Source organism: Solibacillus cecembensis (assembly GCF_050272495.1).
Classification (GTDB): Bacteria; Bacillota; Bacilli; order Bacillales_A; family Planococcaceae; genus Solibacillus; species Solibacillus cecembensis.
Genome location: NZ_JBNNMF010000001.1, coordinates 117,099 through 132,575 on the forward strand (window position 1 = coordinate 117,099; position 15,477 = coordinate 132,575).

Annotated in this window: 19 protein-coding genes; 5 read left to right on the plus strand and 14 right to left on the minus strand. The window is 35.8% G+C overall.

Annotation, left to right across the window (positions count from 1 at the left end; translation table 11 throughout):
* Positions 1–33: 33 nt before the first annotated feature.
* From hslU to ACQKIH_RS00615, 9 genes are all read right to left on the minus strand, one after another.
* Positions 34–1,422: an ATP-dependent protease ATPase subunit HslU gene (gene hslU / locus ACQKIH_RS00575; protein ID WP_057987058.1), complete on the minus strand. Its 1,389-nt coding sequence runs from the start codon at positions 1,420–1,422 to the stop codon at positions 34–36.
* Entirely contained in the window at positions 1,422–1,964 is a 543-nt protein-coding gene (hslV, locus tag ACQKIH_RS00580; protein WP_057987060.1) for an ATP-dependent protease subunit HslV, read from the minus strand. The genes hslU and hslV overlap by 1 nt, the downstream gene beginning before the upstream one ends.
* A gap of 17 nt (positions 1,965–1,981) precedes the next feature.
* Positions 1,982–2,881, minus strand: coding sequence for a tyrosine recombinase XerC (xerC, locus tag ACQKIH_RS00585; protein ID WP_057987061.1), 900 nt, complete (start codon positions 2,879–2,881; stop codon positions 1,982–1,984).
* 505 nt (positions 2,882–3,386) lie between these two features.
* On the minus strand, positions 3,387–5,471 hold the full coding sequence (gene topA, locus ACQKIH_RS00590) for a type I DNA topoisomerase (protein ID WP_427762836.1): 2,085 nt from the start codon (positions 5,469–5,471) through the stop codon (positions 3,387–3,389).
* Between the two features lie 365 nt (positions 5,472–5,836).
* Positions 5,837–6,394, minus strand: a complete 558-nt coding sequence (locus tag ACQKIH_RS00595) for a hypothetical protein (protein ID WP_427762838.1) — start codon at positions 6,392–6,394, stop codon at positions 5,837–5,839.
* Between the two features lie 14 nt (positions 6,395–6,408).
* Positions 6,409–6,999 (minus strand): replication-relaxation family protein, encoded by a 591-nt coding sequence (locus tag ACQKIH_RS00600; RefSeq protein WP_427762840.1) that lies wholly within the window; start codon positions 6,997–6,999, stop codon positions 6,409–6,411.
* Positions 6,941–8,296 carry an FtsK/SpoIIIE domain-containing protein gene (locus ACQKIH_RS00605; protein WP_427762841.1) on the minus strand — a complete coding sequence of 452 codons (1,356 nt, stop codon included), beginning with the start codon at positions 8,294–8,296 and terminating at the stop codon, positions 6,941–6,943. Before ACQKIH_RS00605 ends, ACQKIH_RS00600 begins: the two co-directional genes overlap by 59 nt.
* A gap of 130 nt (positions 8,297–8,426) precedes the next feature.
* A complete protein-coding gene (locus ACQKIH_RS00610; RefSeq protein ID WP_427762842.1) occupies positions 8,427–8,696 on the minus strand; it encodes a hypothetical protein in 270 nt (89 codons plus the stop codon).
* Between the two features lie 16 nt (positions 8,697–8,712).
* The gene (locus ACQKIH_RS00615; protein ID WP_427762843.1) at positions 8,713–9,615 is read right to left on the minus strand and encodes a helix-turn-helix domain-containing protein; all 903 of its coding nucleotides are present in this window, start codon (positions 9,613–9,615) and stop codon (positions 8,713–8,715) included.
* A gap of 179 nt (positions 9,616–9,794) precedes the next feature.
* Here ACQKIH_RS00615 and ACQKIH_RS00620 point away from each other — a divergent pair, with 179 nt between their 5' ends.
* Together ACQKIH_RS00620 and ACQKIH_RS00625 are read left to right on the plus strand one after the other, a co-directional pair.
* Positions 9,795–10,025 (plus strand): helix-turn-helix domain-containing protein, encoded by a 231-nt coding sequence (locus ACQKIH_RS00620; RefSeq protein WP_427762844.1) that lies wholly within the window; start codon positions 9,795–9,797, stop codon positions 10,023–10,025.
* Between the two features lie 113 nt (positions 10,026–10,138).
* On the plus strand, positions 10,139–10,945 hold the full coding sequence (locus ACQKIH_RS00625) for a hypothetical protein (protein ID WP_427762845.1): 807 nt from the start codon (positions 10,139–10,141) through the stop codon (positions 10,943–10,945).
* A 37-nt stretch (positions 10,946–10,982) separates the two neighbouring features.
* Here ACQKIH_RS00625 and ACQKIH_RS00630 read toward each other — a convergent pair whose 3' ends face one another.
* Entirely contained in the window at positions 10,983–11,183 is a 201-nt protein-coding gene (locus tag ACQKIH_RS00630; protein WP_427762847.1) for a hypothetical protein, read from the minus strand.
* 257 nt (positions 11,184–11,440) lie between these two features.
* Here ACQKIH_RS00630 and ACQKIH_RS00635 point away from each other — a divergent pair, with 257 nt between their 5' ends.
* The 3 genes from ACQKIH_RS00635 (at position 11,441) to ACQKIH_RS00645 (ending at position 12,882) form a co-directional block, all read left to right on the plus strand.
* Positions 11,441–11,638, plus strand: a complete 198-nt coding sequence (locus ACQKIH_RS00635; protein ID WP_427762849.1) for a hypothetical protein — start codon at positions 11,441–11,443, stop codon at positions 11,636–11,638.
* Between the two features lie 145 nt (positions 11,639–11,783).
* Positions 11,784–12,251, plus strand: a complete 468-nt coding sequence (locus ACQKIH_RS00640; protein ID WP_427762850.1) for a GNAT family N-acetyltransferase — start codon at positions 11,784–11,786, stop codon at positions 12,249–12,251.
* Positions 12,252–12,519: 268 nt separating this feature from the next.
* Entirely contained in the window at positions 12,520–12,882 is a 363-nt protein-coding gene (locus tag ACQKIH_RS00645; protein WP_427762852.1) for a hypothetical protein, read from the plus strand.
* Between the two features lie 427 nt (positions 12,883–13,309).
* Here the strand turns inward: ACQKIH_RS00645 and ACQKIH_RS00650 are convergent, their stop codons facing one another.
* Genes ACQKIH_RS00650 through ACQKIH_RS00665 form a run of 4 tightly spaced genes read right to left on the minus strand, consistent with a single transcriptional unit; the run spans position 13,310 to position 15,476 of the window.
* A complete protein-coding gene (locus ACQKIH_RS00650) occupies positions 13,310–13,651 on the minus strand; it encodes a YhjD family protein (protein WP_427762853.1) in 342 nt (113 codons plus the stop codon).
* Positions 13,644–13,985: a YolD-like family protein gene (locus tag ACQKIH_RS00655; RefSeq protein WP_427762854.1), complete on the minus strand. Its 342-nt coding sequence runs from the start codon at positions 13,983–13,985 to the stop codon at positions 13,644–13,646. The genes ACQKIH_RS00650 and ACQKIH_RS00655 overlap by 8 nt, the downstream gene beginning before the upstream one ends.
* 13 nt (positions 13,986–13,998) lie before the next feature.
* The gene (locus tag ACQKIH_RS00660) at positions 13,999–15,258 is read right to left on the minus strand and encodes a Y-family DNA polymerase (protein ID WP_427762856.1); all 1,260 of its coding nucleotides are present in this window, start codon (positions 15,256–15,258) and stop codon (positions 13,999–14,001) included.
* A complete protein-coding gene (locus ACQKIH_RS00665; protein WP_427762857.1) occupies positions 15,255–15,476 on the minus strand; it encodes a transcriptional regulator in 222 nt (73 codons plus the stop codon). The genes ACQKIH_RS00660 and ACQKIH_RS00665 overlap by 4 nt, the downstream gene beginning before the upstream one ends.
* Between the last annotated feature and the right edge of the window lies 1 nt (position 15,477).

A 15,477-nucleotide genomic window follows, 5' to 3' on the forward strand; every position in this document is an offset into this window, starting at 1 on the left:
TTTTACAATTGAATGATACTAATTCAACTTGCATTATAAGATAAATTGTGACAAATCTTTGTTTTTTACGATATTTTCCAACTTTTGATTTACATAATTCGGCGTAATTTCAATATGTGCTGGAGCAATTTCTGATGCTTCATAGGATAGTTCTTCTAATAAACGTTCTAAAATTGTATGCAAACGGCGCGCACCAATATTATCGGTTTCTTGATTCACTTCTGTTGCAATTTCTGCAATTCGTTCAATGGCTGCCTCTGTGAAATCAATTGTAACGCCCTCAGTTTCAAGCAGTGCTTTGTATTGGATAATCAATGATTGATCTGGTTCTTGCAAAATGCGCACGAAATCGGCTTTCGTCAATTTTTCTAACTCAACACGAATTGGGAATCGCCCTTGCAATTCTGGAATCAAATCGCTTGGTTTTGACATATGGAAAGCCCCTGCTGCAATAAATAGCATATAATCCGTTTTAACAGATCCGTATTTCGTTGTTACAGTAGACCCTTCCACAATCGGTAAAATATCGCGTTGCACACCTTCACGGGAAACTTCTGCAGACGAAGAGCCTTTACTCGCAATTTTATCGATTTCATCAATAAAAATAATGCCTGCCTGCTCTGCTCTTCGGATTGCTTCATTCGATAGTTCGTCTGAATCGATTAATTTACTCGCTTCTTCTTGTATTAAGATTCGGCGCGCATCTTTTACTAGTACTTTACGCTTTTTAGTTTTTTTCGGCATTAAATTGGAAAGCATATCTTGCATGCCACCAGCATTCATATCCATACCCGGCATTGCATCAAACATAGACGGGGGGGCTTCAGTTACTTCAATCGTTACCCATTGTTCTTCAAGTTTGCCGTTTTTTAAATCTTGGGCAATTTGAACACGACGAGAACGAACTTCCGTATCTTCCGTTTGATTTACGTCTTCTTGTGGATTATCTTTTTGACCAAAAAACATTTCAAATGGATTTTGAACAACTTTATCCTTCAACTTAGACGGGGCTAATAATTTTACAAGTTGCTCGTTCGCATTGTACTCCGCTTGCTCTTGAACAGCTCCAACCATCTCTTCCTTCACAAGTCGACGAGAGGCCTCCACTAAATCACGTACCATCGACTCCACATCACGACCAACATACCCTACTTCTGTAAACTTTGTCGCTTCAACTTTTATAAATGGTGCATTCGTTAGTTTTGCAAGTCGGCGTGCAATTTCCGTTTTACCAACACCCGTTGGACCAATCATTAAAATATTCTTAGGAATGACTTCATTTTTCAAATCTTCGGGTAATAGAGAACGACGATAACGGTTTCGTAACGCAATGGCCACGGCACGCTTTGCAGTTTCTTGCCCGACAATATGTCGATTTAATTGTTCCGTAATTTGTTTTGGCGTTAAATTATTCGCTGTCATTACAATGCCTCCAAGATAATATTATGGTTCGTAAACACACAAATATCAGCTGCTGTTGTTAAGGCTGCCTCTGCAATTTCTTTCGCAGATAAATGATCACCTGCATGTTTTTTTAATGCACGCCCTGCTGATAACGCATAATTTCCACCTGAACCAATTGCTAAAATTCCATCATCTGGTTCAATTACTTCACCCGTACCAGAAACGAGTAATAATGTGGATTGATCCATCACAAGTAGCATCGCTTCTAATTGACGTAACATTTTATCTCCACGCCATTGTTTTGCAACTTCGACGGCAGCTCTTTGTAAATTCCCATTGTATTCATTTAATTTCGCTTCAAACATTTCAAAAAGTGTAAAGGCATCCGCAACCGAACCCGCAAAGCCAGCCAGTACCTTGCCATTAAACAGACGTCTGACCTTTTTAGCAGTATGCTTCATTACGACTGCATTCCCTAGTGTTACTTGACCATCACCAGCCATTGCACATTCACCTTTATGATGAACTGCAAAGATTGTCGTTGCATGAATTTGACCCATTGCACATCCCCCTAAATTTAAGCTCTCGGATGACTATTCATATATGTCTTCCTTAACGCTTCTTTTGTTACATGTGTATAAATTTGTGTAGAAGATAGGTTAGTATGCCCCAATAATTCCTGCACCGTTCGCATATCTGCTCCATTATTGAGCAAATGGGTCGCAAATGTATGACGTAGCATATGTGGATATATTTTCGTATGCATACTCGTATTTTCTATCATCTCACTTAATATATAACGTACACCGCGCGCAGTAAGTTCACCGCCACGCATATTAACAAAAACTTTTTGGTGATTTTGATTTTTCATCAATCGAGGACGCACTTGTTCCATATAAGAGATTAAGGCATCTTGAGCATATTGTCCAAACGGAATAATACGTTCTTTTCGCCCTTTTCCCATCACACGAATGATCCCGTAATGAAAATCAATATCTCCAAGTTCAACGGAAACACATTCACTAACGCGTATTCCAGTAGCGTATAGTAGCTCTAACAATGCCATATTACGCACTTGCTTTGGATCAGTGCCTTTATTTTTCTCAAAAAGTTGATTCAGTTCTTCTTCATAAAAAAAACTCGGTAATCGCTCTTCTTTTTTCGGATGATAAAGAGATCGAAACGGAGCATCATCTATATTCTGTTCGCGATTTAAAAAGCGAAAAAAAGAACGAATGGATGAAATCTTCCTTGATATTGAAGTTCTTGCTTTTTGTTCATCATAAAGCTTTGTCACGTACAATCTTGCATGGATATAATCAATTTCCACTATATTGGAAACTCCTTCAGCTTTTAAAAACTGAAAAAAATCAATTAAATCATATTCATATTCACGTACAGTATGCAATGAAAAGTTTTTTTCGAGTTGCACATATCGAATAAATTGCTCTAATGCTTCTGTCGATTGACGATCCATCTACTATACCTCCATGAATTTTTCATAAGTGGATTTCGAAAAAAGTGATTATTTAACCACCACAATAAACATACATACTGACACTATACCTATCAAGCGAATATTTCAAGTAAAAAACTATGATTTATTCATCTTTTTTGTAATTTTATCAATAAATCAAATAATCATCTTATTTTTTCATTATTTTGCCCAAGTTTATCCAATATTTGTTTTACATTATGAGCAAAATTAAAAGCCCTTAAAGTATAACAGGCTTTAAGGGCTTTTCGCAATTAAATTTTCTGATAATTAATAAAATTCACAATATTTTACAATGGTATCTTTTCTTTAATGACACATACTGCTTTTGTTAAGCAGCACATAAAGAATTTGAATAAATTATTCTTACAAATATATTAGTACGGTATGTTGGCGTTTGCTTTACTGGATACATTTCATAAAGCCTGTACTTTACCCCTACCATTCACTAATTGTTGAGTCATAATTCTTTTACCCACTACCCAACCTATTGTGAAGGTGTTTCCTCATAATCACAGTCGCTGTTCGTACACTGAATTTGAACACCTTTTTTCAGCTTTTTCTCTACTAACGATGCGCTACATTTCGGACAAGGTCTACTAATTGGCTTATCCCATGAAACAAATTCACATTCAGGATAGCGATTACAGCCGTAAAACACACGCTTTGTTTTTGATTTTCGTTCAACCACTTCGCCCTCTTTACAAGTTGGGCATTTGACATCAATCAATTTTACGATTGCTTTTGTATTGCGGCAGTCTGGGAAGTCTGAGCAAGCCATAAATTTCCCGTATCGACCTAATTTATAAACCATCGCCGCGCCACATTTTTCACAATCTTCACCAGCTGGCTCATCTTTAATCTCAATTTTTTCCATAGCCTCATCCGCATATTTTACGCGTGGCTCGAAATCTTTATAAAAGTCATCAATTACTTTTACCCATTTCGTGATGCCTTCTTCAATTCCATCTAAGTTTTGCTCCATTTGAGCGGTAAATTCAATATTGATAATTTCTGGGAAAAACTCAAATGTCGCTTGATGAACAATTTCGCCTAGCTCAGTTGGAACAAAGCGCTTTGCATCAAGTTGTACATAGCCACGTTTTTGGATTGTATCTAAAGTCGGTGCATATGTCGATGGACGACCAATACCTAATTCTTCTAACGCTTTCACTAAACGCGCCTCTGAATAACGCGGTGGTGGTTGTGTAAAATGTTGTTTGGGTTCAATTTCAAGGGATTTCACTTGATTTCCAACTTCCATTTCAGGTAATAATTTCGTCGTTTCTTCTGCTTGGTCATCTGTGCCCTCAATATAAAGCTTCATAAATCCAGGGAATTTCACTTGAGAACCATTCGCTCGGAAAAGCACATCTGCGTTTTGTAAATCTACCGTCACTGTATCTAGTACAGCTGAGGCCATTTGACTAGCGATAAAACGTTCCCAAATTAAACGATATAAACGCAACTGGTCACGACTTAAAATCGCCTTCAACTCTTCAGGTGTACGCATTGCACTCGTAGGGCGAATCGCTTCGTGAGCGTCTTGTGCATTGGCTTTCTTTTTCGGTTGTTTTACTTCTTGCGCAATAAATGCTTCGCCGTACTTTCCATCAATATAAGCAACAGCCTCTGCTCTTGCTGTATCAGAAATACGTGTAGAATCCGTACGCATATACGTAATTAAACCGGTAGCACCTTCTTTTTTACTCATTTCAATTCCTTCGTAAAGTTGCTGTGCAAGCATCATCGTTTTTTTCGCACGATAATTTAATTTACGTGCGGCCTCTTGCTGTAAAGAAGAAGTTGTAAACGCAGGAGCTGCATTTCGTCTTCTTTCTTTTTTCACAACATTCTTCACTTCAAAAGAATCTCCTTTAATATTTTTCAAAGTTGCCTGTACTTGTGCTTCATTCGTTAATTTGATTTTACCTTCACCATCACCGTAGTAAAGTGCATCAAATTGTTTTTTACCTTTTTCAAATGAAGCTTCAACCGTCCAGTATTCTTCCGGTATGAATTTTTTAATCTCATTTTCACGGTCAATAATTAAACGTAGCGATACAGACTGAACTCGTCCCGCTGAAAGCCCTTTTTTTACTTTCTTCCATAAAATCGGACTAATATTATAACCTACAAGTCGGTCTAAAATTCGACGTGCTTGCTGTGCATCTACTAAATCCATATTAATCGGACGCGGATGTTTAAAGCTTTCTAAAATCGCATCCTTCGTAATTTCATTGAATACAACTCGGCAATCCGAATCAATATCCACATTCAATGCATTCGCCAAGTGCCAAGCTATTGCTTCCCCTTCGCGATCTGGATCGGCCGCGAGATAGATTTTTTTTACTTTTTTTGCTGCTGTTTTCAATTCTTGCAAAACAGGGCCTTTTCCGCGAATTGTAATATATTTTGGTTGATACTCATTTTCTGTATCAATCCCCATCTGACTTCGCGGTAAATCACGCACATGCCCTATTGATGCCTTCACTTTGTATTTTTTCCCTAAATATCGTTCAATTGTTTTTGCCTTTGCGGGTGATTCTACAATTACTAAATAATCTGCCATCTATTATTCCTCCTTGGAGAGGTTTTTATTTTATCAAATTCGCTCATTGCGATTTGTCAATATTTTTTCAAAGTGTTTCCTGTTGCAAAATGTATAACAGATTGGCGGATAATGCAACTTTTTTTCAACGAAAACTTGAAAACATTTGCAATTCATCTAGTATTTGATGTCCATTCCATATGGGAATTGCCAAAGTTTAGTTATGATTAATTATAATAGTAGAAACACCGCTACTAAAGCAACCACATGCACTATGAATTATTTATTATAGTGCATGTTTTGTTATAGATTCGGCATGAAATCGGCATGATTCAGGCACAAATATATTATTTAATGCCACCCATCACTAAGTATTCTTTTTCTTATTAAACCGCTTCACCAACTACACGTAAAATATCCAAAAACAATGGTGACAATTGAATAAGTACATAACCGAGCCCTGCATTCATAATCATCCCCCATGCCTTTTCTGAATTTCCAAGCATAAAGAAGAAACAAGCTCCGACCATAATTACACTAGCAATCGGAAATGATATCGCCACTAAAATATCGATGACTGGATTTAAAATAGTCGCTAACATCTCTAATGATGTATCTGCAATTACTCCTGTCGGTGATGGTGCTGCTATATTAAACGCTACTGTTGTATAAGTGTCGGATAAGCTCGAAATGTCAGGAATCGGCTCGATTGGTTGATAGCTAACAGGTGCCGCTACCTCAACTGTGGAGGGCGCAACAGCCGTTTTGTTATATGCAATTAATCCTGCAGCACCTAAGACTGGAACAGCTCCCATAACCAACACATCTTTACGAGTTGCAAATTTCGACTCTTCACGCATTTTCCCTAACGCTTCAAAACGTTCGCTAAAATCAGTTTGATCCGCAGCAGTAACCACTTGCATTTTATTTCGTTTAAATAACATTTAAATTCCCCCTATTATTTAATGTCTTCCAATGTATAGACTTTGCACTTTAAACCTTCGCAAGCTTTTTCAAGTTGGTTACGCCTTAATTCAGTGGTTGTGAGCCATACGATTGTTGGGTAATAGCCCATTTGTTTTACAATGCTATCCATCAACGTTCTATACCTTTTTATCTTTTCACGATTTTGTTTCATTGTCTGAAAATTATCGACTTCTAGGTAATGTTGAAAACCATTTCGCGTAAATATCCCATCCACAATGATGTTTGTAGTACCATCCGATATTTTAATCTCGTTCTTCCAATCTACAGGGCTTTTATAAAACAACCAAAACTCATTGCGCATGATTGTATGTTTCACTTGGCCGCCCTTCCTACGCACTTTATCGCAACCTACGTACTCCCTACCCAAACTGTTTAAATAATAAATTGTTTCGTACCCATCTCGAATTGTTGAGAGGTAGTCCGTTAATTTGTATAGAACCTTGTTGGCATTGCCTATCGTTCCAAGGTGGAAATATTGATTCAATTGATCACGCGTCAGAAAATCAAACTTCTGTAAAAGTAATAGGATTTTTTCTTCTCTCGATGACAGCTGTTTCTTCAACGAGCTCCCCTTTCGTAACGATATTCGGATGAATTGTCTCGTTGATAGTTTCTTGTGTAATTAAAGGTGTTTGTACTGTTTCGCGTTTATCGGCTGTTTGGTATATGGCCCTTCCTTTAATCATTGGTAATGATTCAGCGCCTTCTGCATCCAGTACGACCCGAGATGCAACTGATGATTGAACTCTAAAACATAGCTTTGCATCTGCATTTTGCTTTACCTGTCGTGGGATAACATCACCCACAGGATATTGAGTAGCAACTACCAAACGGAACCCTAACCCAGCTCCTAAACGTGCAATTTGCGACATGATCGTTTGGCATTCTTGTTTAAGTAATTTTTCATCTCGCGTCACGGATTCAGCAGCATTTAATTCCCCTACTTCATCGATAATGACAAAATAGCGTTCCTTTATATTTGCCTGTTGAACATTTTTCTTACCTAGCCGTTTCAAGTCACGCTGTATTTCACGCATTTTGTTATAGGCAGCCTGTAAAGTGTGGAGGGCATCTTCCGGCTCATATGCAATTGATAACGTTTGTTTTATATTTTCGTAATCGCACAGTTCCACTCCACCTTTTAGATCGATTAAATAAAGGTTCGTATGCTCAGGTTCACTTTGAACTAGACTGCAAATAGCCGAATTGATGAAATTACTTTTACCGTATCGTGTAGCTCCACCAAGCACTAAATGAGGTATCATTTCAAAGTCGTGAAACTTAAATTCATTCATAGCCCTTGTGACCCCTACAGGTACTTTCCAACTTACGCCTGTTACATATGACACCTCTTTAACTAAAGGTTTGTCGTACACTCTTACAATTAATAAGCCGTCATAAGCTAACTCAATTTCCTTTTGTTCCGTTAGCTTTGCCTTCCACAGAGATTGAAGTTGCTGTGCGATATTTGCATCGAAATCCAATTGCTTTAAATCGTTAAATGAAATCATTTTCTTGCGATTATTTAACCCATCTTCAAACACTTTTAATTTCGATTCATAGTCATTGAATGACCGACCAAGAGGAATTCGATATTTATACTCCCATCCCCAATCGCATTTCTTTTTCTTTAACAATTGAGTGGTCAATGTATCTTTTCCATCACGTACATTTAGTCCTGAGAGTGACATAATACGTTGAATCTTTCCGCTATCATTTGTCGATAATCCCCTTTGTTTTGAAAAAGCTTTCAACGCAATTCCACCCATTAAACTTGTCGTTAAAATTTCAAACAGCACATTTTCATCCTTTCGTAATTTGGTTGTCGTCACGGTTATCTTACATAGTAAGAGTTGCATCGAACTGCTCCATTAAAATGGGTATCAAACTATCGTCATGACAAGGTTTTCGTGGAGCAGTTCGAGTTTTAGGGTACTCTTTAATCTGATACAACATCTAATCCACCAACTACTCCATAAAACACCGTATTTATACAAGTACTAATTTCTCCCCAGGTACTTCCACAATAATTCCATTCATATTTATCAAATAAAAATCATGCTGCTTACCGACGATTTCCCCTACATTTAATAACTGTGGATGGCAATTATTTATATAAGAAACTTCATCTTCATAAAACCGAATCTTCACGCTATCACCTTCCATAAAACCGACATTACGAATTGAAGTTGGTGTAATCGTTATAAAATCAAATATGTTCGTTTGACCTGCAGCTTCCATTATTTCGAAATGCGACATTTACATTCTCCCCTTTTCACCATCCCAACCAGTTATCGATGGATGGTCTAGTATTTATATAAATCGGTTCATTATTTTCGCGTTCATTCAACCAGTCGTAAAATTCAACTGGACGTTCTCTAATTGGAGTTTTTTCTATAATAGATGAATTTCCCGCTTTACTATTTAATCGCTCTAAAGCCTTGTTGTACGCTCCTGTAAATACTGCTCTCAATGTGCTTGTAACCGTTAAAGTACCATCTGCAATATCTTTAGCAATCTTAAAGATTACATTTTTAGCTTTTACGAAGCCTTCCACAGAATTAACTTGTGCAGCTAATACAACCTTGTGCAATTCATCTTTTAATTTATCAGCCAAAGGCAACGAGTGTAAGAAATTGAATAGCATTATTTGATACTCGTTCATCCATTCTTTTTTCTTTTCAGCTTGTAAAGCTAATTCATTTTCAAGACTCATAATATTATTTGCTTGTTTAGAACTTAAAAGATTAAAAGATTTAATGCTTAGCTCTTCAAATTGTGGAGGGCAACCCTCGTCATTACTAGCTTCATCGACTACCGCTCGTTGAGACACATTCGATGGGACATTATTATCAAAAGGTAAAATACGATAGATTGAAGCGCCTTTAATGCCGTTTAATTTCGGTTGCAGTACCTTTTCGATAATGTTTAGATCAGTTAACTTTTTAATACTGCGGTATACAGTTTTAGTCGATACACTGACCGCATTAGCGATTGTTTCAGCTTTAAGGTGACTGGCGCCAACGTGTAATAATGAACGTCCAGCAAGTGCAAAAACGATAGCGCGCTCAGATGTTGTTAAATCTAATCTTAATTTATCAATATGTTGTTTGACTGCTTCATCCATGTCTCCCACAGATTGAAATGTTGCGTATTCTGCTAAGTATTCAAACGCCATTACTCTTTCACCTCACATTCATTTTATAGTGAATTTACTTCACTTAAAACATTTACAAATTCACTTCTTGAATATATAATATATCTAAAGGTATCACTTGTAAAGTATTTAATTTCACTTTTAAGTGAATTTTATTTTCGAATGAATGAAAAACAGTGTAGAATGGAGGAAACGAGTGTATGAAGGTGAGTGAATTAAAATTGGGAGCATCACGAAAAATAAAAATGTTAGTAGCTGCAAATGAAATTACAGTGAAGGATTTAGCGGAAAAATTACAAACATCACAATCAAACTTATCCAATAAGTTGAAACGCGATAATTTTAGTGAAAAGGAATTAGAGGATATTGCGGAAGTTTGCAATGCGAAGGTTGAAATCAATTTCATACTAGAAGATGGAACTAAAATATAAACAACTAAATCTTACTAACGAATTTTTAGCAGATAACTAATAACAGTTGCCTGCTTTTTATTATGTACATTTCCAAGTAAATTACCTAAAATGTAATTATTAGGAGGGTTAATATGAATACATTATTTTTTATTATTTGGGGTTTAAGTTTGATTTCTATTGTGGTATTTATCGCATTGGCAGCATTACAACTCGTTAAAAAGGATAAGGCTGCAGGTAAGAAACAATTACGCAATGGAGGTATATCTGCCGTTGTTATGATCGCTTCATTTGCTATCTTTATTTCGACTACAGAATCATCTGAAACGGAAGATAAAAAAGAAAAGGAAGGTGAGCTTGTAGCGACTACTGCAAATGTTGATGAGGTAGAAAAAGAAGCAGAAGAACCAAAGGAAACGAAAGAAGAACGAGATGCTCGATATAAAAAGGAAATAGAAGAGAAAGCGATTGCTGAACAAAAGACCAAAGAAGAAGCCGCAGCTAGAGCAAAAGTTGAGCAAGAAGAAAAAGAACGTCAAGAAAAATTAGCGAATGAAGTTCCCGTGTGGAAAAGTAAAATTGATGAAATCGCTACAACAAATGACTCTCCTACCGATAAATATGACGCAGTTATGTTGTATGCGAAAGATTATTCTGTAACAGAAGATGAAATTAAAGAATTCGAAAAATATATCATCACTGAATATCAAAATAAAAATTACATCGCTGACATTAACAACGCCGAATACATGTTGAGTAATATTTTTAGAGCGAATGTTATTACTTCTTTTTACGGTAAGACCACTTCCCCGATAAATGATTTCGCCTTTGATTTTTATCAAAATACTAAATATACATATCGTGGCGCAGATGCACCCGATAGTGACGCAGTAAAAGCAAATGAGGCGCAGATGGATAAAGCGTTAATAAAGATGCAATAAAAATAAGCCATCCACTGATTTGTGGACGGCTATTTTTTTACGAACTATACCCAACTGTATATGTCTGACCATCGATGTTTAAATCCTCAATTCCATCTAAATTTATCCCTATTCCCGCATCTTCAAAAAATGCTATGTTGGTACCGTTAATTTCGTCCGATAACATATCCGCTAAAAATAATTCACTTTCAAATTCAATTTCACTACCGTCGCCAAGTTTAATTTTATATTTGTGCATTGTCTCACCCCCTTATATTCCAAATTTACAATATAAGGATTGGATAATCTATAAAAGGTGGCAAAATTTCTTTTTGGTCATTATTTAGTTTATTCTACAAATAAAAATGACCAGGCACTTTTCGATTTTAAAAAAAGATTGTTAACCTTCAATTGGATATTTATGTTAGCATTACTGTAATTAAGATTGTGAAGTAATGTACTTAAACTAACGCAGCAGATTAGTGAAAAAATTATTTTAATTGAGGTGAGATGTTTATGTTGAAATCATTAGGTTTAGGGATTGGAACGTTACTAATAGGATTTATCTTATGTAGTACTCTAGCAAGTATTTTTAGTTCTGGTGCATCTGAAATTGGAAGTTCTTATTTAGGTTTTATAGGTTTTTCAATCTTGTATTTAGCAAGCATAATGGTAGTATGTTCACATTTTATTATCAAACATAAAAGCAAATAGAGAAAATTGTACTTGTTAAACTAACGGAGCAGGTTAGTTCAATAAGCAAAATGATGTTTTTAATATTTTTAGATGGAAAATTTACTTCAAACAACTCTGATTTCTAACATTATATTTCGAACTTAAGAAAGGAATGACTAAAGGTATGAGTATTAATTTAAAAAAAATTACAAATGAGAATTGGATTGAATGTATTCGTTTAACGACAAATGAGGATAACAGCAATACTGTATTTCAAAAGTTTGTTGCCTCAAATGCATTGTCGATTGCCCAGTCAAAAGTTCAAGAAGGATGGACGATTAAGGCGATTTATGAAGAAAGCACAATGGTAGGGTTCACAATGTATGGATATTCTGTAGAGAACAAATATTACGAGATTTGTAGATTAATGATAGACCATAAGTTTCAACGAAAAGGTTATGGTATAAAAGCAATGTTAATCGTAATTGATGAGTTGAGAAGTAATAAAGATTGTAAAGAAGTAGTTTTAAGTTTCGATCCTCAAAATGAAAGAGCTAAAAAGCTATACGAAAAGGTCGGGTTTGTAAATACCGGAGAGATAATTGATGATGAACTTTTATATAAGTTGAACTTGGACAATTATTCAATTTAAGAGTTTTCAAAAAAATTAAGTCAATATATTAGTTGGCTTTTTTGTTGCAGTGTTCTTATTCAACTAACGGGGGCTTTACTTGAAGTTCATCGAGTTGCATTTGCAGATCTTTTTTCTTATTAAACTAACGAGGCAGTTTAGTTTAACAAGGATTTCAAATGGTCCCCAAACGACGCTTTGGGAACCTCTTTGGACATTTTATATAAATATTCATTGGAATATAGGATAGTAGATGTATATATTAAGGTAAGACGAAGGAGTTGTTAATATGCCTCATGTTCATGATTTTGGAATAATTGACAGTATAGAAGAGATTAAAGAAGACATTAGATATGAACCTGAAAAATATGATTGCATAACCGTAGATGGCGACTTTCTTAACGAACTATGTGCTACAGATTTCGGGAAAAAAATAGACAACTTACAGACATTCGCACATAGCACAGATAGACCGTATAACAATCTCTGCTATTTCGGAACAACATTGATACCACCGAATTCTCATGCTTACTTTTTAAAGATTGTGCGTGAAGTGAACGACAATTATAAATCAGAAGAACTTGAGAATTTAATAAAAAAAATTGATGAAGCAATAAAAAAAAATAAATGGATGATTCATTTTGGGGATTAATTTGGTTAATTAATTCTCACTATGCAGCATACATAGCTATTCAAAATAACGTTCCCAAATCAAAGTTTGGGGTTACAACAGAACACTTAAAATGTTGTTATATCAATGTTTTAAGTGTTTTTCTTTATTCTATTCATATACATCTTTTTATGCACAATCGTTTGAACCTAGATATAACAAGGCTTTCAACGCTGTTAAAAAGAAACTGCACTGGCTCAAGTATTGTATAAAATCTTGTATACGTAGCCCATTTCTCAAAGTTGTAAGTCCACACTAATTCTGATGGGATCCCTATTGAAATTGTGAAAGAATGTACTTAAACTAACGGGGGCTTTAGTTGAACAAGGCCTCTTTTAAATAAATAAATAAATAAATAAATACAAAGAAGCTGTCATTTTGATTAATAGTTATTCAAAACGGCAGCTTTTTATTTATTCATACGACCAATAATCAATTTCTCCACTTGCGATTTTATAGCTTGATTAGCATAACGAAGTACTACGTCGCCTCCTGAAGTTGCTACTTGTACATCACTAAAGTATTCGTCAACAGTCGTCCAACCTACAACTCTTATACGTTGCTTTGCAAGTTGTCTTTTAAGATTGAAAAATTCTTGGCGCAATTCTTTTAGTAGCGCATCCATTAAAGGCAGAAAAACTACCTTCATTTTAAATTGTTCAGTCTTTTGATAATCAATCTGTAATGATTTCACGGCTAATTCTATCAATAAGTATTTGTGTAGCAACTGCCTTTCGTCAGCTTTAATCATAATAATCAACTTCCAGTTGTGCTGATTGTACATATGACAATGGAATTCGTTTTGTTTTAAGGAGTGTTTCGAGTGTAAGTTCATTTGTATTAGAATTAATCGATTTTATTATTCCAGTCCATTGCGTATATTTACCGTTTTCCCACACATTTAATTTAATATCCAATTGCTGATTTATTGCTTGGTCTATTGTTTGTTGTAGTTCTTCTAATTCCCACTCCGTAAGCACTTTTATCGGTTCTACATGGTCTGCTTGCTTATACTCTCTAAGCAACTCCAGGTGTTCTGGCAACATCATAGCGGTCCATTTAATATTTCCTCTATCTTGTATCATCGATAAATCACTCCTATGCTAGATGACCACCAATTAAGCGATCTCGTTTAATAGCCGTACCAGCTTTAGTATAAGAAGCTGCCCTTAATATTGATGTTGCTCCAAATCTATTGCGTATAGCATCCATAGTAGGTCCAATTATTTTACGTTGTGGTTTTCTTTCGTCAAATAAATCCAACTGGATACTTTGCTCTCGCTCTAAGTTGGATATGCGAACTGATAATTGCCGAGCAGGTTCACCTTTAAAGTGTTCATCAAGTAGTTCGATGCACATTTTATGCATCACAAGTGTTTCGTTAGTTGGTACCTCGATAGTCCTTGAACGATGGAATCCTTTTGTCATAGCTTGGCGACTGTATGAAAGACCTAAGCTAATTGTTCGTCCTACAAAACCCGCATCTCTTGTACGCTTCATAACATCTTCACACATTTCCAATAGTACGACTGAAATTTCTTTTCTAGTGTGATAATCCTTCATCAGCATTTGCCCCTTACCGAAACTTAATGATGGATTTTTAACTAGTGGCTCACCTAGTTTCGATAAATCAATTCCCCATGCATGGTGATATAACTGATTTCCCATCACACCAAAACGTTTTTCTAATTCCTTTAAATCAGTATTTGCCAATCCACCGATTGTTTGAATGCCCATAGCATTTAAATTAACTTCCATTTGTCTACCGATACCCCACATTTCAGATAGTGGACGTACTGGCCATAACTTTTTAGGAATGTCTTCATAAGTCCATTTTGCAAACCCGGTTTTCTTGGACTCCAAATCCAACGCTAATTTAGCCATTAACATGTTAGGTCCCATTCCTACTGCGCTAAGTACATTGAATTGGTCAAGAATAGCTCTTTGAATTTCCTTAGCTGTTTCTTCTGGAGAACCCCATAACTTTTCCGTGCCAGTTAAATCCACAAAACTTTCATCCACACTATATACATGTATAGCATCCGCAGGTACATAGTTGGCAATAAGTTTGGTAATATTCATAGACATTTGAATAAAAAATTTCATCTTAGGCTCAAATAGTTTGATATCAGGGTGCTTTGGGATTTCGTAACGGCGGTTACCGGTTTTGATTTTAAATCTTTCCTTCATGACTGGGGATGCTGCAAGTACCACACTTCCTGGTTGGTCAAAGTTACCGATGACTGCAATAGGATCTTTCATAATATCTAATCCTTCTAACATAGCTATACAACTTGCATAAAAACTTTTCATGTCTATGCAAATGATTGGACGATTAGGCATGCCCTCGTAATTCATACAACCTCACGCTCTTTTCGAATAACAGGAGTGATTGCGAGAACGTTACTGATTAAAAAAGTACGCTTTGCTTGCCTTGTGAAACAAAATGCTTGAAATGAATCACCAACAACCTTGATGATTTTAATTTGCCTTTTCGTTATAGAACCATTTTTGGCTACATACATCATGTTCAATAATTGATTGCGTTGCATAGCTTTAATCAGTTGTTCACTCACT

What these genes read in the sequence shown, in the direction of transcription:
- hslU (WP_057987058.1), bottom strand. Translation starts at nt 1,422, where the DNA reads ATGACAGCGAATAATTTAACGCCAAAACAAATTACGGAACAATTAAAT.
- hslV (WP_057987060.1), bottom strand. Translation starts at nt 1,964, where the DNA reads ATGGGTCAAATTCATGCAACGACAATCTTTGCAGTTCATCATAAAGGT.
- xerC (WP_057987061.1), bottom strand. Translation starts at nt 2,881, where the DNA reads ATGGATCGTCAATCGACAGAAGCATTAGAGCAATTTATTCGATATGTG.
- topA (WP_427762836.1), bottom strand. Translation starts at nt 5,471, where the DNA reads ATGGCAGATTATTTAGTAATTGTAGAATCACCCGCAAAGGCAAAAACA.
- ACQKIH_RS00595 (WP_427762838.1), bottom strand. Translation starts at nt 6,394, where the DNA reads ATGTTATTTAAACGAAATAAAATGCAAGTGGTTACTGCTGCGGATCAA.
- ACQKIH_RS00605 (WP_427762841.1), bottom strand. Translation starts at nt 8,296, where the DNA reads ATGCAACTCTTACTATGTAAGATAACCGTGACGACAACCAAATTACGA.
- ACQKIH_RS00610 (WP_427762842.1), bottom strand. Translation starts at nt 8,696, where the DNA reads ATGTCGCATTTCGAAATAATGGAAGCTGCAGGTCAAACGAACATATTT.
- ACQKIH_RS00615 (WP_427762843.1), bottom strand. Translation starts at nt 9,615, where the DNA reads ATGGCGTTTGAATACTTAGCAGAATACGCAACATTTCAATCTGTGGGA.
- ACQKIH_RS00620 (WP_427762844.1), top strand. Translation starts at nt 9,795, where the DNA reads ATGAAGGTGAGTGAATTAAAATTGGGAGCATCACGAAAAATAAAAATG.
- ACQKIH_RS00625 (WP_427762845.1), top strand. Translation starts at nt 10,139, where the DNA reads ATGAATACATTATTTTTTATTATTTGGGGTTTAAGTTTGATTTCTATT.
- ACQKIH_RS00630 (WP_427762847.1), bottom strand. Translation starts at nt 11,183, where the DNA reads ATGCACAAATATAAAATTAAACTTGGCGACGGTAGTGAAATTGAATTT.
- ACQKIH_RS00635 (WP_427762849.1), top strand. Translation starts at nt 11,441, where the DNA reads ATGTTGAAATCATTAGGTTTAGGGATTGGAACGTTACTAATAGGATTT.
- ACQKIH_RS00640 (WP_427762850.1), top strand. Translation starts at nt 11,784, where the DNA reads ATGAGTATTAATTTAAAAAAAATTACAAATGAGAATTGGATTGAATGT.
- ACQKIH_RS00645 (WP_427762852.1), top strand. Translation starts at nt 12,520, where the DNA reads ATGCCTCATGTTCATGATTTTGGAATAATTGACAGTATAGAAGAGATT.
- ACQKIH_RS00650 (WP_427762853.1), bottom strand. Translation starts at nt 13,651, where the DNA reads ATGATTAAAGCTGACGAAAGGCAGTTGCTACACAAATACTTATTGATA.
- ACQKIH_RS00655 (WP_427762854.1), bottom strand. Translation starts at nt 13,985, where the DNA reads ATGATACAAGATAGAGGAAATATTAAATGGACCGCTATGATGTTGCCA.
- ACQKIH_RS00660 (WP_427762856.1), bottom strand. Translation starts at nt 15,258, where the DNA reads ATGAATTACGAGGGCATGCCTAATCGTCCAATCATTTGCATAGACATG.